Origin of the sequence: Pseudoxanthomonas sp. F37 (assembly GCF_022965755.1) — a bacterium.
GTDB lineage: Bacteria > Pseudomonadota > Gammaproteobacteria > Xanthomonadales > Xanthomonadaceae > Pseudoxanthomonas_A.
Genome location: NZ_CP095187.1, coordinates 2,957,413 through 2,983,321, shown reverse-complemented (window position 1 = coordinate 2,983,321; position 25,909 = coordinate 2,957,413). Strand labels below are relative to the sequence as shown.

Below are 25,909 nucleotides of genomic sequence, written 5' to 3'. Positions count from 1 at the left end.
CGCGGGCGTAACCGGATCAGCGTTCTGCCGGCGGCGGCGGTCGCCGCCGCGGCGCGTGCTCCTGCATCCATGCCTCGCGCTGCTCGGGCGTCATCTTCTTCCACTGGTCGCGCAGCGCGGTGCGCTGCTCGGGCGTGAGTCCCTTCATCCGCCCGTAAAGCGCGCGGGCCTGCCGGCGCTGCTCCGGGCTCATGCCCTCGAAGCGCTTCATGCCGTGGCGCGCCTGTGCGCGCTGTTCGGGCGACATGGCCTGCCAGCGTCGCGCGCGCTCCATCATGCGCGGACGGTCCTCGGGTTCGCGGTTCCAGCGGTCGCGCAGGGGGGCGATCAACGCTTCGCGTTGCTGCGGCGTCAACTGTTCCCAGGCGGGCAAGGGCGCAGGCGGCGGCGACTGGGCCAATGCCTGGGCGGACGCGAGCAGCAGGCCGAGGAAGAGCAGGCGGGCGGTACGGGATGTCATGGGTCACTCCATCGCAAGGGGCTGCGCCTCGGCGGAAGCCAGCCACAGGTACAGGTCGGGGTCTTCTTCCAGCGTGCCGGCCGCGGTTTCGTCCAGCGCATCGCCATTGTTCGCGGCCAGCGGTGCGGTCGTGGTCGCGCCGGGGGAGGTGGCGGTGGGCGCCTGCGGCAGGAACTGCAGGCCCACGCCCACCGCCAGCACGGCGGTGAACGCGGTCGCGGCGATCCATCGCCACGGGCGCGCGCCGCCGGAAGCCGGCGCGGCGCGCCGGGCTTCATGGCGGGCGGCGCGCAGGCGCGCCAGGGTCTGTGGCGACATCTGCGCCAGTGACGCGCGATGCAGGTTGCGGGCCTGCGCGTCGAAGTCGCGGTCGCCATCGGTACGGGGGGTCATCGGAATTCCTCCAGTTGCTTCTGCAGGGCGTCTCGCGCACGGGACAGGTGGGTCTTCACCGATCCCTCCGAGCAGCCCATGACGCGAGCGGTGTCCGCCACGTCCAGTTCTTCCAGCACGCGCAGCGTGAAGGCTTCGCGCTGGCGTGCCGGCAGCGCGCGCAGCGCCTGCACCAGGTGCGCATAGGCCTCGCGCTGGTCGTGCGCCTGCGCGGGTCCCGCGCCCAGGTCGGGCGCCCAGTCCACCGGGCCTTCCTCACCGCGGTCGCCGGTAGGCAGCAGCCAGCGCAGCCGGAAGCTGGCACGGCGCTGCAGATCCACGATGCGCCGCCGCAGGATGCTCCAGAACAGCGGGGTCCATTCGCCGGCGGGGCGGTCCGCATAGGCCAGCATCTTCATCATCGCGTCCTGCACCGCGTCCAGCGCATCCTCGCGATGACGCAGCCCGGCCTCGGCGAAACGGAACGCCCGTGGGCCGATGTCGGCCAGGAACAGCTCCAGCGTCGCCACCGGTGCGGGCGGGGACGCCATGTCCGGCGACGGGAGAGGGGCGGTGCTCACCAACACAGCTTAGCGGCCCGTGCCGTGAATCAGGCGCGACCCGCCGGCCGGGCGCGGCGGCAGGCCATCGGCGGGGACGGGTCGGACGGGTACGGCATGATCGTTCTCCCTCGAGGTCGTGGGAGGGAACGCGCCACGCGGCGGGAGGTTGACAGGCCGCCGCCGCGGTCCCCGCGGGTTCAGGTACGGTTATGATGCGGACACGCCCCGCCCTGCTGCGGCGGCGCCGACAACGTGGACAGGATGGGGGAGCGGATGAGCGACGGGTTCGTGGCGCTGTACATCTTCATGCTGGCGGCCATCGCCGGCCACGTGATCATTTCGCGGGTGCCGGTGATCCTGCACACGCCGCTGATGTCGGGCTCCAACTTCATCCACGGCATCGTGCTGATCGGCGCGATGGTGGTGCTGGGCCATGCCGACACGGCGCTGGAGAAGGCCATCGGCTTCATCGCCGTGCTGCTGGGCGCCGGCAACGCCGCCGGCGGTTACGTGGTCACCGAGCGCATGCTGGAGATGTTCAAGAGCAGCAAGCCCGCAGGTGGCAAGTGACCCGCATGCCGATCGCCCAAGCGCCTGCGCGCGCCAGCGCGCGCGACATCTTCCAGTGGTTGAGCTACCTGCAGTACCCCGCCATGCTGGCGGCGATGGCCTACGCGGTGAAGTCCGGATGGGCCGTGTCGGCCGTCGGGTCCGCAGGCTGGCCGCCCGTCTTCGACGACTGGAACTACGTGCTGCTGTATGCGGGCATCGGCATCGGCCTGTCCTCGCTGCAGGATCCCACGCGCACCCAGAACGAGATGTCCCGCCGGGTCTGGCGGGATCCGCGCAAGGGCCGCTGGATGCTGTTGCTGCTGTCCTCCTACACGCTGGCCTCGATGATGGCCGGGCTGGTCGGCGCGTACCTGGCCGACACGACGGCGGTGAACCAGTTGTCGTTGGGCCTGGTCGCGTTCGGCCTGGGCATGGTGGGCCTGCTCAAGACCGCCATCGAAATGCGTGAACACCATCGGTCGGACAAGCGACCCGCGCCGTCGGAAGGGAGCCGTGCATGAGTGCGTTGACGCTGGTGAAGCTGAGCTATTTCGTGGCCGCCACGCTGTTCCTGCTGGGCCTGCAGCGCATGGCCAGCCCCAAGACCGCGCGCAGCGGCATCCAGTGGGCCGGCGCAGGCATGCTGATCGCCACCTTCGCCACGTTCTTCCTGCCGGGCCTGCACAATATCGGCCTGATGGTCGCGGCCATCGTGATCGGCGTGGGCCTGAACTGGGTGTGGGGCAAGAAGGTCGCCATCACCGACATGCCGCAGATGGTGGCGCTGTTCAACGGCATGGGCGGCGGTTCCGCCGCGGCCATCGGTGCGGTGGAACTGGTGCGGTATTCGGCCGGCGAGCCGGCGCCGCCGGCGTTCACCCTTTCGCTCGCCGTCATCGGCGCGCTGATCGGCGCCGTCTCGCTGACCGGTTCGGTGATCGCCTGGGCCAAGCTGGACGGGCGCATGGACAAGCGCTACACCTTCCCGGGCCAGCAGTGGTTCAACGCGCTGGTGGCGCTGGCCGCCATCGCCTGCGGCGTGATGGCGCTGGCCACGCTGGCCATGCCGTGGATCATCGCCTTCTTCGTGCTGGCGCTGGCGCTGGGCGTGTTGATGACGCTGCCCATCGGCGGCGCCGACATGCCGGTGGTGATCTCGCTGTACAACGCGTTCACCGGACTGGCCGTGGCCTTTGAAGGCTACGTGCTGGGCAACGAGGCGCTGATCATCGCCGGCACCATGGTGGGCGCGGCCGGCATGCTGCTGACGCGCCTCATGGCCAAGGCGATGAACCGCAGGATCAGCAACGTGCTGTTCTCCAACTTCGGCGGCGGCAGCGCGGCCATGCAGGAGATCGGCGGATCGATGAAGCCCATCGAGGCCGCCGACGTGGCCGCCATGATGGCCTACGCCGAGCGCGTGGTGATCGTGCCCGGCTACGGCCTGGCGGTGGCGCAGGCGCAGCACAAGATCTGGGAACTGACCCAGAAGCTGATGGAACGCGGGGTGAAGGTGAAGTTCGCCATCCACCCGGTCGCCGGCCGCATGCCGGGGCACATGAACGTGCTGCTGGCCGAAGCCGGCGTGCCCTACGACCTGATCGCCGACATGGACGACATCAACCCCGAGTTCGCCAATACCGACGTGTCGCTGGTGATCGGCGCCAACGACGTGGTGAACCCGGTGGCGAAGACCGATCCGGCCTCGCCGATCTACGGCATGCCGATCCTCGATGTGGTGAACAGCAAGAACACCATCGTCATCAAGCGCGGCAAGGGCACCGGCTTCGCCGGCATCGAGAATGCCCTGTTCTACGCCGACAACACCCGCATGCTGTACGGCGACGGCTCGGAGATGGCGAACGCGCTGGTCAGCGAACTGAAGGCGCTGGACGGCGGGCACTGAGCCCGCCGGTCCGCGCGCGCCGTGACCTTCAGGCGGCCGCGGGCTGACGCACTTCGTCGCCGTCCTCCTGGCGCAGGCGACGGACTTCCGAGGTGGTGCGGCCGAAGGCGTTCTTGAACGCGCGGCAGAAGGCGCTCTGGCTCTCGAATCCCAGCATCCCGGTGATCTCGCAGATCGGCAGGCCGGTACCGCTGACCATGTCCCAGGCCTGGCGCTCGCGCAGGCGCGCGGCGTACTCGGTGGGTGTTTCCCCGAACACGCTGCGGTAGATGCGGATGAGGTGGCAGGGCGAGTAGTTCGCCATCCCCGACAGCGCGTCCAGGTCCAGCCGCACGTCGGGGTTGCATTCGATCGCATGGCGCACGCGCAGCAGGCGCAGCAGCGTCTGCTGCCGCCGTGCCAGGGTGCGGCCGTTGCAGCGGGCCAGGCAGGCCTGCAGGTCGGGCTGCAGGTCGGCCAGCGCCGAATGCAGGGCTTCCAGCAGCGTGGCGGGATCGCCCGGCGCGCGCGCATCGCCGGCGTGCCCGTCGCGGGCTATCCGCGCCAGCAGGCCCGCCGCGTCGCGGCTGGCGCGGCCGCGCCAGGGCAGCAGCCCGGTCGCCGGCTCGCGGGTCTGCGCCATGCGTTCCCATGCGGCCGCGGGCGCGCACAGCGCGAGCCATCCGCGCGGACCGAGTGCGCGGCAGCGCAGCGGGCCGTCACGCCACACCTGCATGTGGCGTGCGGGCAGGGTCCAGTGGCCGCCGGTCGCGGACAGCGCCAGCGGGCCGTGCAGCGGCCACCACAGCGACATCCATCCGGCGGGTGCGTCCACCTGGATGCCGCGTCCGCGCGCGTGCAGGACGTGGAAGGCATCGCCGGGGAGTCGGGACAGATCCAGGCTGTCGCCGAACCGCAGGCTGTAGTGGAGTGTGCGCATCGTATTGGCCCTCTGCATGCATGCGCTGGAGGCACGGCATCAAGGCCACTCTAGGCGCCATTCGCGCGGCGTTTGAGGGCCAATCCGCTGCCCTGCGCAGGGGCCAATGCGTCGCTCGAAGTGCCTTCTTGCCGGCCGCATAAAAAGACGCCCGGCCAGGCCGGGCATGTCCAGGTGAGGGGCCGAGCGTTCCTCTACCGGGAACTGGCGCCCGCTCTGGCCGGGAGAGAGACGACGGCGCGGAGGACCCCTCCAGCATCGCGCCACGCATGCAGGCCCGTGGTGCCAGCGCAGCGCCGGGCATGGACCGCGTGCGCGCGATGGATGTGCACCCCCTGCGGTTCCCGCGTCCGGCCCGTGGCGGGTCCGGACGCGGGCGCTGCTCAGAAGCGCTGCAGGTATTTCATGTAAAGGAAGCGGCCGATGTCGTACTGGCCGTGGTAGGAGACGTTGGCGCTGGGCTGGCTGTAGAACTGCGGGCCCTCGCGGTCGAACACGTTGTTGGCGCCCACCGAGATCGTTGCGTCCCACGGCGCCGTCCAGCGGAACTCGATGTCGTTGAACGTGATCGAGCCGCGTTTGTGTACCGCACGCGACTGCGCCGGGTTGGCGGCGACGAAGCCGGGGTCGCTGCACTCCTCGGGGAACAGCGCCGCGGACAGGCAGGTCTCCTTCTGCGAGGAGTAGTAGCGCGCACCCCAGGTCGCGCCGAAGCTGCCGAAGGTCCACGTGAGGTTGGCGTTGGAGCGGACGCGGAACGTGCCGATGAAGCCCGGCGAGGTCGCGTAACCGACCAGCTGCTGCGGCAGGGTGGCGGGGTTGGTGTCGGTCTTGATCTCGTCGCGCGCGGTGTAGGTGGTCTGCCAGACCAGCCGGAAATCGCCCGCCGCTTCCGTGGCAAGGCGGTAGCTCAGGTCCAGGTCGTAGCCCTCCGTTTCGCGGTAACCGGCGTTGATGCCGTTGAAGGTCAGGTTGTTGACGAAGCCGAGCACCGGGTCGCGGGTGAAGGCGGCGCAGCGTGCGGCATCGTTCTGGATGTAGCAGTCGTTGAGCATCTGGGTGGGCGTGTCCGCCACGATGGTGTCCTCGATACGGATGTTCCACCAGTCCAGGCTGACGTTCAGGCCGCTGGCGAATCCCGGGCTCCACACCACGCCCAGCGTCTTCGATTCGGACGATTCCGGCAGCAGGTCCGGGTTGGAGCCGTTGAAGAACGCCACCGGCGTCTGCGAGTTGGGCGATCCGGCCGGGACGAAGCCCTGTGCGAGCTGGCGGTAGGTGTCGGCGTTGGCGATGTCCTGGGCGCAGCGCGCGCGGACCGACGCATTGCCGGCCGATGCCCCGAACAGCGTGTCGCAGGGGTCGGTGAAGAAGCTGAAGGTCTGCGAACCCCCGCCGTACAGGTCGTTGATGGTCGGTGCGCGGAAGCCTTCGGCATAGGTGCCGCGCACGAGCACCGAGTCGACCGGCTTCCACTTGAAGCCGACCTTGCTGTTGGTGGTATCGCCGAAGGTGTCGTAGTCCGAATAGCGCGTGGCCACGCTGAAGCTCAGTTCCTCCGCGCCGGGCAGGTCGGCCAGCAGCGGGATGGAGAGCTCGGCATTCAGCTCGTCCACGCGATAGCCGCCGCGGGTGGGACCTGCGGACAGGGTGGTGGAGTTGCCGGTCACCGCCATCGCGTCAGGAATGAAACGGCCGGATTCCTTGCGGCTTTCCACGCCCACGGCGAACCCCAGCTCGCCGCCGGGCAGCGCGAAGAGCGAGCCCGACAGATTGGCGGTGAAGGCTTCGGTCTCGGTTTCGCCGGTCGAGTTCAACGTCTGGAACAGGAAGTCGATCAGCGCCTGGTTGTCGGTCAGGCCGCCGTCGCCGGCGCGGCCGAAGGGGATGAAGGGGTTCCAGGCCACGCAATCGGTCAGCGGGATGGGGCTGGTGGGCGTGCCGCATTGCACCTGGCCGTTGGCGTTGAGGAACGACGGGCCCACCGCCTGCGCCACGCGGGCCAGGTTGAGGTTGCCGTAGTTCTCCTGCTGGACCTTGTTGTTGTTGTACAGATAGTTCACGTCCCAGTCGTAGTACCGTCCGCCCGCCTGAAAGCTGCCCTCCAGGCCCGCGGTGAAGCGCCAGGTGGTGGAGGTGGGCTTGTCCACGCGCGGGATCTCCCACGTGCGGCGGGCGAAGTTGACGGCGGTCGGCGCGGCGTAGCCGTGGTGCGTGCCGACCGGGTTGTAGTAGCTGTCGGCCGACATCATCAGGCCGAACGATGCGCTCTGGAACGGATAGCCCGCAATCTGCCGTGCCGCTTCGCGCTGGCTGTAGAGCATGCTGCCGCGCAGGCGGATGTCCTCGTTGAGGTCGAAGCGGCCATCGACGAACAGCGAGCGGCTCTCCAGCGGCGTGCGCAGGTGGGTCTGCTGGTTGGGGTTGCTCTTGTCGGCGGTGGAGCCGGCCGGATCGGCCGCGCTGGTGCCGGTATTGGTGTTGAGCGCGTGGAAGTTGCCGATGTCGCGCCAGTCGGCGCCGGCGTCGAGCACGCGGTTGCCGCCGAGGGCCGCGGGCAGATTGATGACGCCCCACTGGCTCACCGTCGTCCAGCCGCGGGTGGGATGCCACTGGCCCTGCGGGTAGGCCGAGTACGGCCGGTCGGCGGCCATGACCTCCTCTTCCTTGCGGTACTCCACCGCCGTGGTCAGCGAGCCGCGGTCGCCGTTGAAACCCAGCACGAAGTCGGCGCGGGTGATCTCGCCGTCGCCCTCGTCGTACTGGCCGTGGTAGAGCTGCGCCTGCGCGCCCTCCACGCCGGAGCGGGTGATGATGTTGACCACGCCGGCGATGGCGTCGGAGCCGTAGATCGAGGAGGCGCCGTCCTTGAGCACCTCGATGCGTTCGACGGCGGCGGTCGGGATCAGCGAGATGTCCTGCAGGCCGCTGGTACTGGCGCCGATGCGCTGGCCGTTCACCAGCACCAGCGTGCGCACCGTGCCGAGGTTGCGCATGTCGATGAACTGGCCGCCCACGTTCTCGCCGGCCGACAGCGGCATGGCACGGCTGATCGCCGGCGCACCGGTGGCGGAGATGTTCTGCAGGATGTCGGCGATGGACTGGAAGCCCTGGCGCTCGATGTCGTCCCGGCTGATGGTCAGCACCGGCGCGGCGCTCTCCATGTCGACCTGGCGGATGCGGCTGCCGGTGACCTCGATGCGGTCCAGGGTGGTGGGGTCCTGCGCGCTGTCCTGGGCGGCCGCGGCGCCGGCGTACATTGCGGTGGCGGCGAGTGCCACGCGGATGGCCTCGCGCAGTGGGCTGTGCTGCAACGTCATGGGAAGGCTCCGTGATGGGTGGAAGGCGCCCGCGCTGGCTCGGCGGGCTTCGGTCAGCATCACGAGTTCTTAACCCCGGGATTGCGCGCACCACGACGAAAACGATATGCGCGGCTTGATCATCCGGACCGGTGCGTGCGTGCAGTGCGTGCAGCCCTATCCGGGGCCACGGCTTGCGCAGTGCCTGCACATCGCGCAGGGGCGCGTGCCGCTAGCGTCGTGTCTTCCATCCACGCCTGGGAGCCGCCATGGTGCGCAATGCATTGCGGGCCGCCTGCTGGATCGCGGGCATCGCCATGTGCATGGACGCCGATGCTGCGTGTTCGATGGCGAGCGGAAGCGGGCGCGTCCCCCTGGTCGAGTTGTACACCGCCGAAGGCTGCAGCGAGTGCCCGGCGGCGGACCGGTGGCTGTCGTCGCTGGCGCGCCGGCCGCCCGGCCAACGGCCCGTGCTGCTGGCGCTGCACGTGGACTACTGGGACGACATCGGCTGGCCCGACCCGTTCGCCGCGCCGCTGCATGGCCGGCGACAGCAGGCGCGTGTCCTGCTCGCCGGCAGGCGCGTGGTGGTGACGCCGCAGGTGATGGTGGGCCGGCACGTGCTGGTCGACTGGCGCGACGCGGACGCTTTCCCGGCGCTGCTGGCCGCCGAGCGGTCCTCGCCGCCGGGGATTGGTCTTTCACTGGACGTCACGCGCGAACGGGGAGCACTGCGGGTGACCATCGGCGCACGCACGCAGGGTGCGGCCCGCTCGCACCCGTTGCTGTGGCTGGCCCTGTATCAGGATGGGCTGGGCAGCCGGGTAACGGCCGGCGAGAACGCCGGCAGGATGCTGCGGCACGATCGCGTGGCAAGGCACCTGCAGGGGCCGTGGGAAGTCCGCGGCGACACGCACCGGGGCGAGGTCCGCGTGCCGCTGCCCGAAGGTGCGGATGTCCACGCGATGGGCCTGGTGTTGTTCGCCGAGTCGTCCATGACGGGTGAAGGACTGCAGGCGATGGAACTGCCGCTGTCGGCGTGCGGGCCGGAATGAACGCGCACGCCCGCGTTCGCGCCTTCAGGGATGCGATGCCCTGCGCAGCACGTGCGCGGCCGCGAGTGCGCAGGGCGTGCCCACCAGGGCCATGTGCGCGGCCAGGTGCGCCAGCTGGCTCCATTGCCACGCAGGCCATTGCCCGTTGCCTGCGGCGGACAGCGGCACCACCACGTAGGTCATCGCCAGGTAGAGCGCTGCGCCGTACAGCGGTCCGAACAGCCACGGGCGCCGGGCCAATGCGGGCCAGGCGCGTGCCGCCCGATACCAGGTCCACGCCATCGCCAGCACGATGCCGTAGTGCGACAGCGCGCCGAGTGCCGCGGCAGGCGCACCGGCCGCGTAGGCCTCGCGCCCAAGCCACCCCGAGGCGATGGAGTGCAGGATGCGCACCGGCGCCACGCCCTGGGCACCCCAGAAGGCGAAGGCGTACAGCAGGTCGAGCGAGCCCGCGACGGCGGTGGCCAGCAGCAGCGTGGCGGCCCCGGTGGGGCGGAAACCGGAAGGTGTCATGTGCATGCGTGCGGTGACCTCGGGGCTGCGATTGGACGCAGGGCGTGCGCGCATTCACAGATCCAATTGCGCCGCCGCCGCACGGGGCCATGCCGGCGCGAACGTCAGCGGCGCAGCACGCGTCCGCACGCCCAGGCGATCGGCACGCCGATCAGGCCGGCGTACGCCAGCAGGCATACCAGCACCCAGTCGGGTCGGGATGGCGAGCCGCCCTCCACCGCCAGCAAAGGGACGGCCACATGGAACACCGCAACGTACATCGACGCGCCGAACAGGGCGCCGGCGCGCAACGGATACCGGCGCAGCCCGGCATGGCGCCGGAACGCGGCCAGGTACAGATGCGCCAGCAGCCAGACCAGCGCCATGTAGGCCAGCCCCCCCAGCAGGGCCGTGGAGGCACCGCCCTCGTAGGCGGCACGGCCGAGGAACCAGGCAGCGATGGACTGAAGGATGCGCAGCGGTTGCACGCCCTCGGCCGCCCAGAACAGGACCGCCACGCCGAGGTCCAGCACCGCGCCGGTGACCGCCGCGAGCAGCAGCCAGGGCGTCCGCAGATGAGGGCGTTCGAGCCCGTGGGCGAGCAGGACGGGCATGGCGGGGCACCTCCGGGAAGGGAATTGGCCCTATCAACGCGCTTGGAAGTGGCACTATCAAGGTCCAATTCCATCGATTGGAATAGGGCCAATCCACCCACGGAGGTCCTCGTGCACGTGAACATGGACGGCCAGGGGCCGCTGCATGCCCAGCTGACCCGGGCGCTCAAGGCGGCCCTGTTCGCCGGCCGTCTGGGCGCGGGCGGGCGGCTTCCGGCCACGCGCCAGTTGGCGCGCGAGCTGGGCCTGTCGCGCAACACCGTATTGGCCGCCTACGAACAACTGCGGGCGGAAGGCTTCGTCCGCGGGCAGGTGGGATCGGGCAGTTTCGTCACCCCGCCGGTCAAGGCCGAGGCACCGCCGTCGCCGGCCCAGGTCGAGCGCCCCCCGCAGTCCGCCTTCGCCCGCCGCGGCCGCCGTTTCCACGACCACGCCAACATGCCGGGACGGGCCACGCCCGGCATGCGTTACGCCTTCTCCTACGGCGTGCCGTATGCGAACCCCGCGCTCACCACCGCCTGGGCGCGCGAGCTGGGCCGCGCCGCCGCCTACACGCCGCCCAACTACCCGATGACCCAGGGCCTGCCGGCACTGCGCGAAGCGGTGTGCGACTACCTGGCGCGCCGCCGCGGCGTGCAGGCCACCCCCGCGGACGTGCTCATCGTCGCCGGTACCCAGCAGGCCATGGCGCTGACCGCACGCGTGCTGCTGGACGTGGGCGAGAGCGCCGCGCTGGAGGAACCGCATTACACGGCGATGCGCGAAGTGCTGCAGATCCACGGCGCGCAGGTGGATGCCGTGGAAGTCGACGGGCACGGCCTGCGCCTGGACCGCTTGCCTGCGCCGCCGCCCAAGCTGGTATGCGTGACGCCGTCGCACCAGTTTCCCTCCGGCGTGGTGATGTCGCTGGAGCGCCGGCTGGAACTGCTGGCCTACGCGCGCCGGCACGACAGCTGGATCTTCGAGGACGACTACGACGGCGAATTCCGCTACGACGCCCAGCCGTTGGCCGCGCTGCGCTCGCTGGACCGCGACGGCCGGGTGGTCTACGTGGGCACGTTCTCCAAGGCGCTGTTCCCCTCGCTGCGGCTGGGTTATCTGGTGATGCCGCCCGGCCTGCAGCGCGATTACCTCAACGCCAAATGGCAGGACGACTTCGGCAGTTCCGCCATCGAGCAGGCCGCGCTGGCCAACTTCATGGCCCATGGCGGCTTCGAGCGCCACCTGCGCCGCGCCGGGCGCGCGCTGCTCGAGCGCCGCGGCGCGCTGCTGGCCGCATTGTCGCGGGAACTGGGCGATGCGCTGCATGTGGCCGACTCGCGCGCCGGCATGCACCTGGTCGCGTGGCTGCGCAGGGCCGACCCGGCACAGGGGAACGCGTTGATCCTCGCCGCGCGCGAGAAGGGGCTGGACCTGTACTCCATCGCGCCGTACTACCAGCGTCCTCCCTCGCAGGCCGGGCTGCTGATGGGGTTCGCCAGTCTGTCGGTGGCCGAGATCGAACAGGCGGTGCAGGTGTTCGCCGGTTGCATGCGCGAACGGGGACTGGCCTGAGCGGTCAGCGTGCGCCCCACGCGGCGACCGCCGGGGCGAGCGCCAGCGCGATCCAGTCCAGCGGCGTGCTGGCCAGCGTCAGCAGCGTCCATGCGTGGTGCACGCCCAGCCTGGCGGCCGAATCCCAGGGCGTGAGGCCCAGCGCGAAGCCCAGCTGCGCGGCCACGATGCCCCACAGGGCGGCCACGCAGATCATCGGCGTGGCCAGCAGGGCCAGCCATGTCCGTGCCGGACCACGCGGCATGCCCGCCAGCCGCAGCATCACCACCACGTCCGCCGCGACCAGCAGCGCCATCCAGCCCGACTGCCGCTGCAGGTAGAGGGCCAGGGTCACCCATACCAGGACCACGCCGGCACCGCCGAGCAGCAACATCAGGGGGACCAGCCAACGGGAAGGGCGACGCGTCGCGGGGGGCATGGGAACTCCGTCAGGGCCGCCAAGGATAAGGCTTCGACCCGGTTCCCGGGGGTGGGGGCTACAATAGGCCGTCTTGCAGCGCCCCACGCGCGTCCCCATCTGGTCCGGCATGTATTCCCGCAGCAGCGAACCCGTCCAATTCTCCCGCGATTGCGCGGCCGTGCTGGTGCCACAGGGCGAACTCGTCACCCTGCCGGCAGGCAGTTACGGCTACATCACCCAGGCGCTCGGCGGCAGCTACACCGTCTTCGTGGAAGGCAACCTGTTCCGCATCGCCGGCAAGGACGGCGACGCCATCGGCAAGGAACCCACCGAACCGCTGTCGCTACCCGAGAACGCCAGCGACGACGAGGTCGAGGCGCTGGTCTGGAACCAGCTGCGTACCTGCTTCGATCCGGAAATCCCCTTCAATATCGTCGACCTCGGCCTGGTGTACGAAGCCAACCTCAGCACCCGCGAGGACGGCCAGCGCGGCGTCGAGGTGAAGATGACGCTGACCGCGCCGGGCTGCGGCATGGGCGAGATCCTGGTCGACGACGTGCGCAGCAAGCTGGAAATGATCCCCACCGTGGCCGAGGCCGATGTCGAACTGGTGTTCGACCCGCCGTGGGGCCGCCACATGATGTCCGAAGCCGCCAAGCTGGAAACCGGCATGCTCTGAGCCCACGGCTCGCCCTCAGCAGAACCCGTCAGGAAGGAAGAGATGAACGTGATGAACGCCGCCCCGTTGACCTACCGCGTGACCCGCAACGAGAAGGCCCGCACAGCCGCCGAGCGCGACGCCATCCTCGCCAACCCCGGTTTCGGCCTGCACTTCACCGACCACATGGTCGAGATCACCTGGGACAAGGCGCAGGGCTGGCACGATGCGCAGGTACGCGCCTACGGCCCGCTGTCGCTGGACCCCGCCGCCTCCGTGCTGCATTACGGCCAGGAGATCTTCGAAGGCATCAAGGCCTACCGCCATGCCGACGGTTCCATCTGGACCTTCCGTCCCGACGCCAACGGTGCGCGCCTGCAGCGCTCGGCCGCGCGCCTGGCGCTGCCGCAGCTGCCGGTGTCCGAGTTCGTCGAATCGCTGCGCCAGCTGGTCGCCGTCGATGGCGACTGGGTGCCGTCGGCGCCGGAGACCAGCCTGTACTTCCGTCCCTTCATGATCGCCACCGAGGCCTTCCTCGGCGTGCGCGCCGCGCAGAAGGCGGGCTATTACGTCATCGCCAGCCCGGCCGGCGCGTACTTCGCCAAGGGCGTGGCGCCGGTGTCGATCTGGCTGTCCGAAGACTATGCGCGCGCCGCCAAGGGCGGTACCGGCGCAGCCAAGTGCGGCGGCAACTACGCGGCCTCGCTGCTGCCGCAGCAGGAGGCGCAGGCGCAGGGCTGCTCGCAGGTGCTGTTCCTCGATCCGGTGGAGGGCAAGTACCTGGAAGAACTCGGCGGCATGAACGTGTTCCTGGTCTACAAGGACGGCCGCATCGTCACCCCGGCACTGTCGGGCAGCATCCTGGAAGGCATCACCCGCGACAGCATCCTGCAGATCGCGCGCGACCGCGGCCATGCGGTGGAAGAGCGCAAGGTCTCCATCGACGAATGGAAGCAGGGCGTCGCCTCGGGCGACATCGCCGAAGTCTTCGCCTGCGGCACCGCCGCGGTCATCACCCCGATCGGCCAGCTGAAGGGCAAGGGTTTCGAGGTGGGCGATCCCAACGCACCGGCAGGCGAGGTGACGATGGGCATCCGCAAGGAACTGACCGACATCCAGTATGGCCGCCTGCCGGATCGCCATGGCTGGTTGGTGAAGCTGCGCGACTGATCCGCGCGCAATCGCCGCACAAAAAAAGCCCGCCTCGCGCGGGCTTTTTTTGCGCACGAAAACGACGCGCGCACGAATAAAAAATTCGCGCTTTTCACGCGTGCAGCACGTAAATGAATCTACGAAGCGGTGTCCACCGGTAGCTTCCACTTCATGCGTGTATCCCAGTGATTACGTTTGAAACATGATGCGAGGAAGTGTGGCTTTCATCGCTGATTCATGTGGCCGCGCTCCGCTAGCGTCGTCGTACGCCCTGCATTGCACGGCGTGTCGCCCGGTCGAACGCGGCAGTCCGCTACGCCTCCCGTGCCAGTCTCCGCGCCCCCGACCGGGCTCTTGCCGCATTCGCGGCTTTCAACCTTTGAGGGAGAGTCTGATGTCTGGAATTGCAAAGCGTGGTTCGCGTGTGCGCCTGCTGTGCCTGTCCTCGGCCGTGCTGGCGTCGCTGTACGCGTTGCCGGCGATGGCCGGCCGAGTGGACATGAGCGGCCTGCAGGCGGAAGAACCGGCCGGCTACGACCGCTTCATCGTGAAGTACCGCGACGGCAGCGCCGAGCGCAGCGACGCGGCGCAGCTGCAGCGCTCGCTCAGCACGGCCGCCAGCACCGGCGTCGCCAAGCGCGGCGGCCGCGCGCTGGGCCTGCAGAAGCTGCGCCGGCTGGCGGCGGGCGGCGCGGATGTCGTGCGCGCCGACCGCAAGCTGGACCGGGTGGAAGCCGAATCGCTGATGCGCCAGCTGGCCGCCGATCCCGACGTCGAATACGTGGAAGTGGACCAGCGCATGTACGCGGTGCTGACGCCCAACGACACGCGCTTCTCCGAACAGTGGGGCTTCGGCACCACGGCGGCGGGCATCAACGTGCAACCGGCGTGGGACAAGTCCACCGGTGCGGGCGTGGTGGTGGCGGTCATCGACACCGGCATCACCAACCATGCCGACCTCAACGCCAACATCCTGCCGGGCTACGACTTCATCAGCGACACGTTCGTCTCGCGCGACGGCAACGGCCGCGACTCCAACCCCAACGACGAAGGCGACTGGAACCCGGTGGCGGGCGAGTGCTACAGCGGTTCGCCGGTGACCAACTCCAGCTGGCACGGCACCCACGTGGCCGGCACGGTGGCGGCGGTGACCAACAACGGCAGCGGCGTGGCCGGCACCGCGTTCGGCGCCAAGGTGGTGCCGGTGCGCGTGCTGGGCCGCTGCGGCGGCTACACCTCGGACATCGCTGACGCGATCACCTGGGCCTCCGGCGGCACGGTCAGCGGCGTACCCGCCAACGCCAACCCCGCCGAAGTGATCAACATGTCGCTGGGCGGCGGCGGCACCTGTTCCAGCACCTACCAGACCGCGATCAACGGCGCCGTGGGCCGCGGTACCACGGTGGTGGTGGCGGCCGGCAACAGCAACACCAACGTGTCCAGTTCGGTTCCGGCCAACTGCCCCAACGTCATCGCCGTGGCGGCGACGACTTCGGCCGGTTCGCGCGCCAGCTTCTCCAACTACGGCACCGGCATCGACATCTCCGCGCCGGGCGCCAGCATCCTGTCCACGCTCAACACCGGCACCACCACGCCGGGCAGCGCCAGCTATGCCTCGTACAACGGCACTTCGATGGCGGCGCCGCACGTGGCCGGCGTGGTCGCGCTGATGCAGGCCGCGGCCGACTCGCCGCTGACGCCGGCCGAGGTGGAAAGCACGCTGAAGAGCACGGCGCGCCCGTTGCCCGGCAGCTGCTCGGGCGGTTGCGGCGCGGGTATCGCCAACGCCGACGGTGCGGTGACGGCCGTGCAGGGCGGCGGTCCCGATCCGGACCCGGGCACGCAGACCTACACCAACGGCACCGATGTCAGCATTCCGGACAACAACAGCACCGGCGTGACCAGCACCATCGCCGTCTCGGGACGTACCGGCAATGCGCCCAGCAACGCGCAGGTGGCGGTGAACATCGTGCACACCTACATCGGCGACCTGATCGTGGACCTGATCGCGCCCGATGGTTCGGTGTACGTGCTGCATAACCGCAGCGGCGGCAGCGCCGACAACATCAACCAGACCTACACGGTCAACCTGTCCAGCGAAGCCCTCAACGGCAGCTGGAGCCTGCGCGCCCGCGATCGCGCCAGCATCGACACCGGCTACATCAACAGCTGGAGCATCACCTTCTGAGGATCGCCCCGCGGGGACGCACAGGGAGGTGCAGGAAGAACCCCGGCCTTGGCCGGGGTTTTTTCTTGTTGCCACGATGTAGTCGCATGTGAGTTTTTCTCGTCGATCTCTCCAGGATGCAGGCGTCCACCATTGAATGCCCTGAAAAGGATGAATTTCGCGAATGAAGAGTATGGATAGGGTGCGGCGCGCGCTGTCTCAGCTCGCCCCGCTTCAATGATCTGGAAGTCTGGTTGGCCAACAGGAGGTTGCCCGTGCGCGGAAAGTTGTTTGTGAGCCTCGCAGTACTCACAGTCAGCAACGCCTGCAGTTCTGCAGCCGACCATCTTCGTGGTGCGGAATCGCCGACCTCCGTGCCGCTCTTCTCGGAGAACCCGCCGCCCCCGCACAAGACACCCACCCCGTGGGTTCCTTACGCGGTGGAAAGGAGCATGGGTGCGGAACGATGTCCGGAAGATCCAGAGGACGACAGCGGCATGACGAGATTGGGGGGGGTCAACAGGGCATGTTTCGGATTGCTCCCGCGCCATCTTGCTGAGGTCCTCGCCGCAATTCCGGAAGAGCACATCTTCGTTCCCCTGAACGTCCGAACCGAGTCTGCGCGCAGGCCTCAACCCTACGCCGCATTGCCGGGCCGGGGTGCGGGCCCGGACTTCATCGCCAATGTCGACATTCTGGAAGGCATACTGCTGCGCTCGTTCGAGGGAAATGATCCATCGGACAGTGTCTATCTGGTGATAGGTCCGTTCAACTGTATCGATGATCAGCCGGACGTGGCGCCAGAAGGCGAATATGTCGTCAATGTACCTGCGTGTCGGTCGGCACATGCCGAAACGCGCATATACAAGTGGTCGTCGGCCGGACGATTGTTGGACGTCACCCAGGAGTACCTCGCGGCACCCGCGCTGACTTCGTCCGAGCAAGTACTGACCGCGCCATTCCGGCCGTATCTGGATACTCAGAAACTTGCGCGCGTTCCTGTTTTGCGATGGACGATAAACCTGAGGGATGCCTCGCATCCTGGGCGTGCACGAGACCACGGCCATGATCCAGTCCCCATGCCTGACTGGGTCTCCGATAGCCGGCGATTCGGGGATCGGTTGCATCTCGGGTTCGCGGTCTGGAACGGGCGCGACTTCGAGCGGCGGCAGCGAGTCCCTGCAAGTCTGTGGCCCCAGTCCTTCTGCGATCCGCTGCGACCGGACATGAGGTGCGGCAAGGACGGTCAAGCGCAGGACGGACGCCAAGATCCGTTCGTGGACGAGGACATCCAATAGCCAAGGAGGCCAGAACGATGACCAACCCCTATCGTACCGATGTAACGGACATCGACATCCGTGTCGCCGCGGATCGAGTGATTGCACAGATGCGCCAAGGCCAACCCGATCGGGCATTGCAACTGCTTGAAATCGAAAGGGCGGGAGAGCGCAGGGTCGTGCAGGAGGCATTGGATCGGTATGTGTCCGTTGGTGCACGCGAACAGATTGATGAGATTCATCAGTCCGATCGGTTGCGGTCGCCGGAACTGGTCCCCGTACTCGAGCGTTTGCGGCGGGCCGGGCAGCCCCCCAGGGTCCCGGACTACAACGGTCGTGAGATCGACCAGCCCAATGAACTGGTTGGCCTGACCAATGCGCAGAAGTTTGACGTCTATGCCAGCATCGTGGAGGCGCGAGGAAGCCAGGCGGCGAAGGATGCATTGCAGAACGAGGAGAGTGTGTTGCTTGGGCTGCGCAGGGAAACATCCACGCTGGCCTCCATGGGTGATCGTGACTCGCGCGGGACGGGGGTCTATGACGACCATATCGTCGTGCTTCGAAAGCAGGCGAATGGCGAGCGGCACGTGTTCATCGCCGATCGCGCGAGCACCGAGCCGACCGCACAGTATGACGAACGTGCAGAACCTGGTCCGCGCCGCGAGCACACGCCATACGCCAATGTGGCATGGCGGCGAAGCGAGGGCGAGGACGTTAACCGGGATGGCATCAGTGATATGGGCAGACTGGCCGATGGGACCATCGAGATGGCGCATGCCGACCATCCGAATCCGCGGTTGGCCATGACAACTGGTGCATTCAGACCTTCAGTCGAGCAGATGAGGCCGCCGCGAGACGCACATCGCGTGCAGCGTGACAGCAATGGAGATGGCTGGTTCACCCAGAACGATATCAACGGCGTGCAGGACCTGAATACAAGCTTCAAGATTCATAGTGGCTCCCGGGCGAATACCGATTCGGCCGGTTGCCAGACGATCCACCCAGAGGACTATCTGGCTTTCAACAATGCGGCCCGGGCCAATCCCCAACAAACCCGTTGGCAGTACGTCCTCACGTCGACAGAGGGCGGCTTGCTTCATGGCGTCAACCGGGGTGATGAGCGAGGGAATGAGCCACGGGAGCGGCAACCCCACCAGAGGCCTGAGGCTCCGGCTGAGCACGGGCAACGCCAACGTCCGCCCCAGGCGGGTTATCTGAGCGATCAAGCAGTGGTTGACTACCTTGCGGCGATCCGGTCAGGTGATGCCGCCTCGGCTGATCGAGTGGTCACCGAGTTTGCGCGCTCCGCCGAAGGCCGGCACATGGAAGCACAGGGAAACCAATGGCTCGCCCAGCACCAGGCGGCCGAGCAGGCCCTCGCGCAGGACCGGCAGACGGCGCGCTAGCCCATCACCGGGACATCGCATCCACACGGAAGTCGAGAACAAGGAGTTGTCATGGAAGACCTCAACGCTGTCCCCGCCACCGCGACGCCAGCCGAGGCCATCAAGGCGCTGATGATGCTGCGCGCCGAAATGGTCCAGCGTGAGACGCGCATGAGGGCGACGATCATCGAACACGTGCAGTCGTTGCGGCAGGAGGCAGGCCAGTTCCGCCGCGACCTGGCGGCTATCGTGGAGGGGGCCGGCGCGCGGATCGCGCAGGATGCCCGCGAAGCGGTTGCTCCCGTGGCCGCCGAGTACGGCCACGCCGTATCGGCCACGTCCGCGCAGGTGCGCGGTATGGGCAGGACGGTATGGCTATGGCTCGCCGTCACCGGCACGACCCTGCTGCTGGTGCTGTTGGTGGCCTGGATGGTGCTGGGCTACTACCGCCGCGAACTGGCCGTCACAAAGGACGAACTGCAACGCTACGAAGACGCCGTGCCGGTCGTGCAGGCCTTCTACGCTTCCGATGCGGTGATATGCGGGGGTGTCGTCTGCACCCACGCCGATCCCGGTGGAATGCGTACCGGTGACAAAGGGCAGTACCGTGCGGCAAGGCGCAGGGGAACACCCTGAGGACGCCCGCGCGTCTGCGGATGAGGAGCGCGCGGCGCGAGGTGCAGGAAGAACTCCGGCGCTGGCCCGGGATCTTCTCCGTGCGGCGCCAAGCGTGGCGAACGCGTGGCGAACGCGGGGCAGGCATGCGGTCCGGCCGGTGGGTGACCGACCGGTGGGAGATGGGGTGGAGGAGGATCGCACGATTGGTCAAGTTTACCGGACGTTAGGTGGCCCATAGTCCTGGCGTGCGCCGCACAGTAGCCCTGCCGGCCGACGGCCGCACACCCACCCCTGCCAAGGACACGTCCATGTTCAAGCTGATCCCCGTTCTGCTCGCGGCCGCCCTGGCCGCCCCCTTTTCACCCGCTGCACAGGCCGGCGACGCCGTGCGGAATGTCGTACTGGTGCATGGCGCCTTTGCCGACGGGGCCGGCTGGCGCCCGGTCTACGACGACCTGACCGCGCGCGGTTACCGCGTCTCGATCGTGCAGAATCCGCTGACCTCGCTCGCCGACGACGTGCAGGCCACCCGCCGCGTGCTGGACCGCCAGGACGGGCCCGCCATCCTGGTGGGGCATTCCTGGGGCGGCACGGTCATCACCCAGGCCGGCGTGCACGACAAGGTGGCCGGCCTGGTATACGTGTCCGCGCTGGCGCCGGACGCCGGCGAAACCACGGCCCAGCAGTACACCGGCTTCGCGCCCACGCCCGAGTTCGTGATCGACACCTCCGGCGATGGCTTCGGCTTCATCCGTCCGGACAAGTTCAAGGCCGGCTTCGCCCACGACACCACCGATGCCGATGCCGCCTTCCTGCGCGACTCGCAGGTGCCCATCAACATGTCCGCGTTCGGCACCGTGCTGACGAACGCGGCCTGGCGCAGCAAACCCAGCTGGGCGGTGATCGCCACCGAAGACAAGGCCTTCGACCAGGCCATGCTCATCCACATGGCCGAACGCATCAACGCGCGCATCACCAAGGTGTCCGCCAGCCACGCGGTCTTCATGACCCAGCCCAAGGTGGTCGCCGACACGATTGACCGTGCAGCCCGGGACGCGGGCCGGGCCAGCGAATAATCGATGTCCGGTCCGAAGCGGCCCCGCGATGCGGGGCCGTGCGGCGCGTGCGCGGGCGCAGACCGCGTGCCGGCGTCATGTCGATCCGATGCCTGCTGCTTCGTCGGACAGGCAAGGGCGGGGCAAGCGTGCCAGCCCGTCGACCGCGGCTCCACCCCATCACGAGGAACGATGCATGACGACGAACGAGAAGGCGAAAGGCCCGGCTTCCTACTTCCCCTCCATCGAGAAGCAGTACGGCAAGCCGGTGGAACACTGGTTCACGGTGTTGGACGCCCTGGGCGAGCGCAAGCACATGGAGCAGGTGGCCGTGCTGAAGACCGACCACAAGATGGGCCACGGCCATGCGAACGCGCTGGTGGCGTATCACCGGGCCAAGCGCGGGACATAGGCGGGCACGCCCGATGGGGGCATGGCCTAAAGCATCAGGGATGCAGGCCGATGATGAGTGGCGCGGACCTCCCCTGACCGCCTGCGGGTTTTCATGCTGCTCATCATTCAGATCGCTTTGCGATGCGCGTCACATTTCAAGGCGACTCATCACACTCCGCTACCGTCTGAAGCCACAGGCTTGCTTCCACGCTAGTTCATGGACGCGGCGGCGACATCACTCATGGCACTGCACCAGGATCTGGCACGCGCGGCGCTGGACGCTCTGCCCCACCCGGCCTGCATCGTGGGCGCGTCCGGCACCTTGCTGTTCGCCAATCAGGCGTGGAAGCAGGCCTCGCACGGCGCGGGCATCGATCCGGGCGCCGTCGCCGAGGGCGCCGACTACCTGCTGGTCTGCAAGCGCGCTGCTGCCTCCGGCGACCCGTACGCGCGCAAGTTCGTCGAGCTGTTCGCCGAGGTGGTGCAGGCGGGCTCGGGCGGCTTCCAGCTGGAATACCCCTGCGATACCCCCGACCGGCCACGCTGGTTCGTCGCACGCGCGTCCTGTTTCACGTCCGGCGCGGGCACGGCGGCACCGCATGTGCTGGTCGTGCACGAAGACATCACCGCGCAGAAGCTGGCGCAGCGACAGGCCGACGAGGTGTCCGCCCTGGCGCGCTTCGCCAGCCGGATGGTCCGGTTCGGCGGGTGGCAGTACGACGTGCGCGCACGCCAGATCACCTGGTCGGGCCAGGTGGCCGAAATCCATGGCATGCCCGAGGGCACCCACCCGACGCCCGAGCAGGCGGTGCAGTTCATCGCCCCGGAATGGCGCAACCACCTGATCCAAGCCTTCGCCTCGTGCGAGATGGATGGCACCCCCATCGACGAGGAGTTCGAGATCATCTCGGCCATCGGCGAGCGCATCTGGGTGCGCTGCGTGGGAACGGCCGAGCGGGACGCCGCGGGCAACGTGGCGTACATCCGCGGCGCCTTCCTGGATTCCTCGGCGCGCTACCGCGCCGAGCAGCAGATGGCCAACGTGGCGGCCCGGCTGACCAACACCCTGGAGAGCATCACCGACGCGTTCTTCCAGCTGGACCGCAACTTCGCCTTCCGCTACGTGAACCGCCAGGCCGAACGGCTGCTGCACGAGCATCGAGGGAAGCTGCTCGGCTACAACATCTGGGATGCGTTTCCGGAAGCCGTGGGAAGCGAGTTCCAGGCGCAGTACGAAGAAGCCGTGCGGACCGATACGGCCCGCGAATTCGTCGCTTTCTACCCACCGCTCCAGGCGTGGTTCGAAGTGCGCGCCTACCCGCACGAGGGCGAGCTGTCGGTCTACTTCCGGGACATCACCGCACGCCGTGCGGCGCAGATCGCCCTGGAGAACAGCGAACAGAGCCTTCGCCTGGCCCTGCGGGCCGCCGGCCTGGGGACCTGGAGCTGGAACAGGGAGCAGCGCCGGATCGTCTGGTCGGACCGGTGCGCCGAGATGTTCGGGGTGGCGCCCACGGGTTCCATCGGCTATCTGGAATTCCTGGAGCGGATACACGCCGACGAGCGGGAGGCCAAGGACAGGGAACTGCGCCACGTCCTGCAGGCCGAGCAGGAATTCCGCGTGGAGGTGAGGGTGCCCGCCACGTCCGGCGACGTGCGCTGGGTGTCGATCATCGGGAGGATGTTCCCCTCCGACGGCGAGCATGCCGGGTCGATGCAGGGCGTTGCCCTGGACATCAGCGACCAGAAGCTGGCCGAGCGCGAACTGCGCACGCTCAACGAAGACCTGGAGCGGATCGTCGCGCAGCGCACGGCGGAGCTGCAGGCGGCCAAGCAACAGGCCGAATCCGCCAGCCGGGCCAAATCCGCGTTCCTGGCCTCGATGAGCCATGAGATACGCACGCCCATGAACGGCGTGCTGGGCATGGTGGAGGTGCTTTCCCGAAGCGAGCTGGGCAGCCGGCAGAACGATGCGTTGAAGACGATCCACGAATCGGCCACCAACCTGCTGCGGCTGATCGACGACATCCTGGATTTCTCGAAGATCGAGGCCGGCCGGCTGGAGATCGTGCGCCAGCCCACGGCGCTCGAGCCGCTTGCCGAGTCCGTCTGCGAGACCCTCAATGCCGAGGCGGTCGCCAAGGGCGTGGACGTCAACCTCTACATCTCCCCGGGCCTGCCCGAGACGGTGCTGGCCGATCCGGTGAGGATGAGGCAGGTCTTCTTCAATCTGCTGGGCAATGCGATCAAGTTCAGCGGCAGTCGCGCCAAGCGCGGGCGCGTGAGGTTCGCGATAGAGGAAGACCGCGACGACAACGGCTGGCTGCTGGTCACCGTGGCCGACAACGGGATAGGCATTTCCGCGGAAAACATGGACCGCCTGTTCCATGTGTTCACCCAGGCCGAGGCTTCCACCACGCGCCGGTTCGGCGGCACCGGTCTGGGGCTGGCCATCTGCAAGCAACTGGTCGACCTGATGGGCGGATCCATCTGGGCCACCAGCCAGCTGGACGTGGGATCGACGTTCTACGCGCGCATTCCGGTCTCGGGCGTGAGCCAGTCGCCCTCGTTGAACCTCAGGCTGGACGGCCTGGAGGTGCTGGTGACGCAGAGCGCGGTGTACGACGCCGACGATGTCTGCTCGTACCTGCGCTACGCGGGCGCGAGCGCCCGCCAGGTCCCCAGCCTGGAGCTGGCGGCCAAGGTGCTTGCGTCCCACCCCGATGCGCTGCTCCTGCACGGCGCGGACTACAAGGCCCGGGGCTGGTTGATGCTGCCGCCCTGCATGGATGGGGTCGCCGGCGTGGCCCGGCTGGTGGTCACGCGCGGACGCAGGCGTTCGCCGCGGCGGATAGACGACGGCACCGTGGTGCTGGATGCCTCCATCCTGAGGCAGCGCGCCCTCCTGTCCGCGGTGTGCCTCAGCGCGGGCATCGGATTCGACTGGCCGCTCGCGCCCCCCGGGGCCGACAAACCCGCGCCGGGCGCGGCCGCCAGCGCCCCCGCGCAGCGTGGGCGCGTGCTCGTGGTCGAGGACGACATCACCAACCAGAAGGTCATCCTGCGGCAGCTCGAACTGCTCGGGTACGTGGCCGATGTGGCCGGGGACGGCCTGGAGGCCCTGGCGCTGCTGGAGCAGCGGCGGTATGCCATCGTCATCACCGACCTGCACATGCCCAACATGGACGGCTACACGCTGATCGGCCACCTCAAGGCCGATGCCCGGCACCGCGATATCCCGGTGATCGTGCTGACGGCGAACGCCATCCGTACGGAGGCGACCACGGTCGATCTGAAGGCGGACGAATACCTGGTCAAGCCGACCACCCTGACGTCGCTGCAGGAGTCCCTGACGCGCCTGACCTCGGTCCACAGCGACAGCGCCCCGGCGGCGGCCGCCGTCCCGGCAGGCGCCGAAAGGCTGGACCTGTCCGTCCTGGAGCAACTGGTGGGCCGCGACAAGTCCGTGCATGCCGAGCTCCTGTCGGCCTTCGGGGAGTCGCTGCGCCAGGCCACGTTCGACCTGCAGAGCGCAAGCCTGAGGGACGACGTCACCACGATCGCGGGCATCGCCCATCGGCTGAAGTCGTCCTCCCGCGCGGTCGGCGCCTTGCCCTTCGCGGAAATCTGCTCCGAGCTGGAGCGCGCCGCCCTTGTCGCCGATGGTCCGCTCAGCCAGGAGGTACTGGTGATGCTGCTCAGCGAAGCGGTGGGGCTGCTGGACGAAACCACGCAGGCGGTCAAGAGACTGGAAGAGAGAGGAGAAACCGATGGATAAGGAGGTTCCCATGGAAATCGTGGTGGTCGACGACGACCGCATCACCCTTCGCGTGGTCGAGATGCAGCTGAGGAACCTGGGGCTGCGTGCGCAGGGCATCGAGGCGATCCGTGTCTACGACGATGCCGCCAGCGCGCTGGAGTCCCTGGCCCAGACCCATGATCGGGTCGCCGTGGTGGTGTGCGACCTGCAGATGCCGGGAATGGATGGCGTGGAGTTCATCCGGAACATCGCCTCGCTGGGCTATTCGGGCGGGCTGCTGCTGTTCTCCGCGGAGGAGACGGCCATCGTGGCGTCGGCCCGGGAGCTGGCGATGGCGCACGGGCTGTGCGTAGGCCCCGCGCTGCACAAGCCGGTCTATCCCAATGAGCTGGAGCTGGCGCTGCGCGAAGTCCTTCGCATGTCCGCCGCATCGGCTTCCACGCGCAAGCCTCTGGAACTGTACGAGTCCGAGCTCGACCAGGTGGCGGTGGAGAACGTCGAACCCTGGTACCAGCCCAAGATCGACCTCAGGACCCTGCAGATCGTCGGCTTCGAGGCGCTCGCGCGCTGGCGGAGCCAGACGCACGGGATATTGACGCCGGGCAACCTGGCCACGACGCAGCGCTATGCCGCCCACATGAAGGAGGTGTCCAGCACGCTGCTGATCACCGCCATCTCCGATCTCGCCGAATGGACGGGGCGCGGCCATCCCTGGACGGTGTCCGTCAACGTCACCGCCGAACTGCTGGCCGACATCAGGCTTACCGAGTCCATCGTGGCGCTGGCCTTGCGCTTCCAGGCGCCGCTGGAGAACCTCACCCTGGAGATCACCGAACAGGAGGCGTTCGTGCAGCCGAGCGCCCAGCTGGACACCGCCAACCGCTTGAGGCTGCGGAAGATCTCGCTGTCCATCGACGACTTCGGCACCGGCCACTCCTCGCTCGCCAATCTGCGCGACCTGCCGTTCGACGAACTCAAGATCGACCGCAGCTTCGTCGCCGGCGCGGCCAGGAACGAGCGTGGCCGCAAGATCCTGCAATCCACCCTGGCACTGGCCACGGACCTGGGCATGACCACGGTGGCCGAAGGCGTGGAGACGGAAGAGGAGTTCCACTTGGTGCGCGAGCTGGGCGCAGCCCAGGCGCAGGGGTACTACTTCTCTCCCGCACTGCCCATCGACGAGGTGCTTCCGTGGACGCGTGCGTGGGATGGCCCCGCGCGGCTGCGCGGCGCGGGCGGGGCACGCGGGGACTGAGCC

General features: G+C 68.4%; 23 protein-coding genes. 15 read left to right on the top strand and 8 right to left on the bottom strand.

Annotation, left to right across the window (positions count from 1 at the left end):
• Positions 1 to 16: 16 nt before the first annotated feature.
• Genes MUU77_RS14120 through MUU77_RS14110 form a run of 3 tightly spaced genes read right to left on the bottom strand, consistent with a single transcriptional unit; the run spans position 17 to position 1,383 of the window.
• On the bottom strand, positions 17 to 460 hold the full coding sequence (locus MUU77_RS14120; RefSeq protein ID WP_245088094.1) for a DUF3106 domain-containing protein: 444 nt from the start codon (positions 458 to 460) through the stop codon (positions 17 to 19).
• Positions 461 to 463: 3 nt separating this feature from the next.
• On the bottom strand, positions 464 to 853 hold the full coding sequence (locus tag MUU77_RS14115; protein WP_245088091.1) for a hypothetical protein: 390 nt from the start codon (positions 851 to 853) through the stop codon (positions 464 to 466).
• Positions 850 to 1,383 carry an RNA polymerase sigma factor gene (locus MUU77_RS14110; RefSeq protein ID WP_245094508.1) on the bottom strand — a complete coding sequence of 178 codons (534 nt, stop codon included), beginning with the start codon at positions 1,381 to 1,383 and terminating at the stop codon, positions 850 to 852. Before MUU77_RS14110 ends, MUU77_RS14115 begins: the two co-directional genes overlap by 4 nt.
• Before the next feature lie 285 nt (positions 1,384 to 1,668).
• On the opposite strand from MUU77_RS14110, the gene MUU77_RS14105 reads away from it, so the two are divergent.
• Genes MUU77_RS14105 through MUU77_RS14095 form a run of 3 tightly spaced genes read left to right on the top strand, consistent with a single transcriptional unit; the run spans position 1,669 to position 3,853 of the window.
• Positions 1,669 to 1,965 (top strand): NAD(P) transhydrogenase subunit alpha, encoded by a 297-nt coding sequence (locus MUU77_RS14105; RefSeq protein WP_245088089.1) that lies wholly within the window; start codon positions 1,669 to 1,671, stop codon positions 1,963 to 1,965.
• Between the two features lie 5 nt (positions 1,966 to 1,970).
• Complete coding sequence (locus MUU77_RS14100) at positions 1,971 to 2,468, top strand: hypothetical protein (protein ID WP_245088085.1); 498 nt, start codon at positions 1,971 to 1,973, stop codon at positions 2,466 to 2,468.
• The gene (locus MUU77_RS14095; protein WP_245088081.1) at positions 2,465 to 3,853 is read left to right on the top strand and encodes an NAD(P)(+) transhydrogenase (Re/Si-specific) subunit beta; all 1,389 of its coding nucleotides are present in this window, start codon (positions 2,465 to 2,467) and stop codon (positions 3,851 to 3,853) included. Before MUU77_RS14100 ends, MUU77_RS14095 begins: the two co-directional genes overlap by 4 nt.
• A gap of 28 nt (positions 3,854 to 3,881) precedes the next feature.
• Here MUU77_RS14095 and MUU77_RS14090 read toward each other — a convergent pair whose 3' ends face one another.
• Both MUU77_RS14090 and MUU77_RS14085 read right to left on the bottom strand, forming a co-directional pair.
• Positions 3,882 to 4,772, bottom strand: coding sequence for an AraC family transcriptional regulator (locus MUU77_RS14090; protein ID WP_245088078.1), 891 nt, complete (start codon positions 4,770 to 4,772; stop codon positions 3,882 to 3,884).
• A 383-nt stretch (positions 4,773 to 5,155) separates the two neighbouring features.
• Positions 5,156 to 8,092, bottom strand: coding sequence for a TonB-dependent receptor (locus tag MUU77_RS14085; RefSeq protein WP_245088075.1), 2,937 nt, complete (start codon positions 8,090 to 8,092; stop codon positions 5,156 to 5,158).
• Positions 8,093 to 8,340: 248 nt separating this feature from the next.
• Here MUU77_RS14085 and MUU77_RS14080 point away from each other — a divergent pair, with 248 nt between their 5' ends.
• On the top strand, positions 8,341 to 9,126 hold the full coding sequence (locus MUU77_RS14080) for a DUF1223 domain-containing protein (RefSeq protein WP_245088072.1): 786 nt from the start codon (positions 8,341 to 8,343) through the stop codon (positions 9,124 to 9,126).
• A gap of 24 nt (positions 9,127 to 9,150) precedes the next feature.
• Here the strand turns inward: MUU77_RS14080 and MUU77_RS14075 are convergent, their stop codons facing one another.
• Complete coding sequence (locus MUU77_RS14075) at positions 9,151 to 9,639, bottom strand: hypothetical protein (RefSeq protein ID WP_245088068.1); 489 nt, start codon at positions 9,637 to 9,639, stop codon at positions 9,151 to 9,153.
• Between the two features lie 104 nt (positions 9,640 to 9,743).
• On the bottom strand, positions 9,744 to 10,232 hold the full coding sequence (locus MUU77_RS14070; protein ID WP_245088065.1) for a hypothetical protein: 489 nt from the start codon (positions 10,230 to 10,232) through the stop codon (positions 9,744 to 9,746).
• Between the two features lie 111 nt (positions 10,233 to 10,343).
• On the opposite strand from MUU77_RS14070, the gene MUU77_RS14065 reads away from it, so the two are divergent.
• Positions 10,344 to 11,786, top strand: coding sequence for a PLP-dependent aminotransferase family protein (locus MUU77_RS14065; RefSeq protein ID WP_245088061.1), 1,443 nt, complete (start codon positions 10,344 to 10,346; stop codon positions 11,784 to 11,786).
• Positions 11,787 to 11,790: 4 nt separating this feature from the next.
• On the opposite strand, the gene MUU77_RS14060 is transcribed toward MUU77_RS14065, so the two are convergent.
• Entirely contained in the window at positions 11,791 to 12,204 is a 414-nt protein-coding gene (locus MUU77_RS14060) for a hypothetical protein (RefSeq protein WP_245088057.1), read from the bottom strand.
• A gap of 109 nt (positions 12,205 to 12,313) precedes the next feature.
• Between MUU77_RS14060 and sufT the strand changes: the two genes are divergently transcribed.
• The 10 genes from sufT (at position 12,314) to MUU77_RS14010 (ending at position 25,906) form a co-directional block, all read left to right on the top strand.
• A complete protein-coding gene (gene sufT / locus MUU77_RS14055) occupies positions 12,314 to 12,865 on the top strand; it encodes a putative Fe-S cluster assembly protein SufT (RefSeq protein WP_185895399.1) in 552 nt (183 codons plus the stop codon).
• A 51-nt stretch (positions 12,866 to 12,916) separates the two neighbouring features.
• Entirely contained in the window at positions 12,917 to 14,014 is a 1,098-nt protein-coding gene (locus MUU77_RS14050; RefSeq protein ID WP_245094505.1) for a branched-chain amino acid aminotransferase, read from the top strand.
• A 376-nt stretch (positions 14,015 to 14,390) separates the two neighbouring features.
• The gene (locus tag MUU77_RS14045) at positions 14,391 to 16,184 is read left to right on the top strand and encodes a S8 family serine peptidase (protein ID WP_245088054.1); all 1,794 of its coding nucleotides are present in this window, start codon (positions 14,391 to 14,393) and stop codon (positions 16,182 to 16,184) included.
• Positions 16,185 to 16,438: 254 nt separating this feature from the next.
• Entirely contained in the window at positions 16,439 to 17,461 is a 1,023-nt protein-coding gene (locus MUU77_RS14040; protein ID WP_245088051.1) for a hypothetical protein, read from the top strand.
• A gap of 17 nt (positions 17,462 to 17,478) precedes the next feature.
• On the top strand, positions 17,479 to 18,846 hold the full coding sequence (locus MUU77_RS14035) for a hypothetical protein (protein WP_245088048.1): 1,368 nt from the start codon (positions 17,479 to 17,481) through the stop codon (positions 18,844 to 18,846).
• A 51-nt stretch (positions 18,847 to 18,897) separates the two neighbouring features.
• A complete protein-coding gene (locus MUU77_RS14030; protein WP_245088045.1) occupies positions 18,898 to 19,461 on the top strand; it encodes a hypothetical protein in 564 nt (187 codons plus the stop codon).
• Positions 19,462 to 19,751: 290 nt separating this feature from the next.
• Positions 19,752 to 20,519: an alpha/beta hydrolase gene (locus MUU77_RS14025; RefSeq protein ID WP_245088042.1), complete on the top strand. Its 768-nt coding sequence runs from the start codon at positions 19,752 to 19,754 to the stop codon at positions 20,517 to 20,519.
• Between the two features lie 175 nt (positions 20,520 to 20,694).
• Complete coding sequence (locus tag MUU77_RS14020) at positions 20,695 to 20,910, top strand: DUF4287 domain-containing protein (protein WP_245088039.1); 216 nt, start codon at positions 20,695 to 20,697, stop codon at positions 20,908 to 20,910.
• 222 nt (positions 20,911 to 21,132) lie between these two features.
• The gene (locus MUU77_RS14015; RefSeq protein WP_245088036.1) at positions 21,133 to 24,669 is read left to right on the top strand and encodes an ATP-binding protein; all 3,537 of its coding nucleotides are present in this window, start codon (positions 21,133 to 21,135) and stop codon (positions 24,667 to 24,669) included.
• Positions 24,662 to 25,906, top strand: coding sequence for an EAL domain-containing response regulator (locus MUU77_RS14010; RefSeq protein ID WP_245088034.1), 1,245 nt, complete (start codon positions 24,662 to 24,664; stop codon positions 25,904 to 25,906). The genes MUU77_RS14015 and MUU77_RS14010 overlap by 8 nt, the downstream gene beginning before the upstream one ends.
• The last annotated feature ends 3 nt before the right edge of the window (positions 25,907 to 25,909 follow it).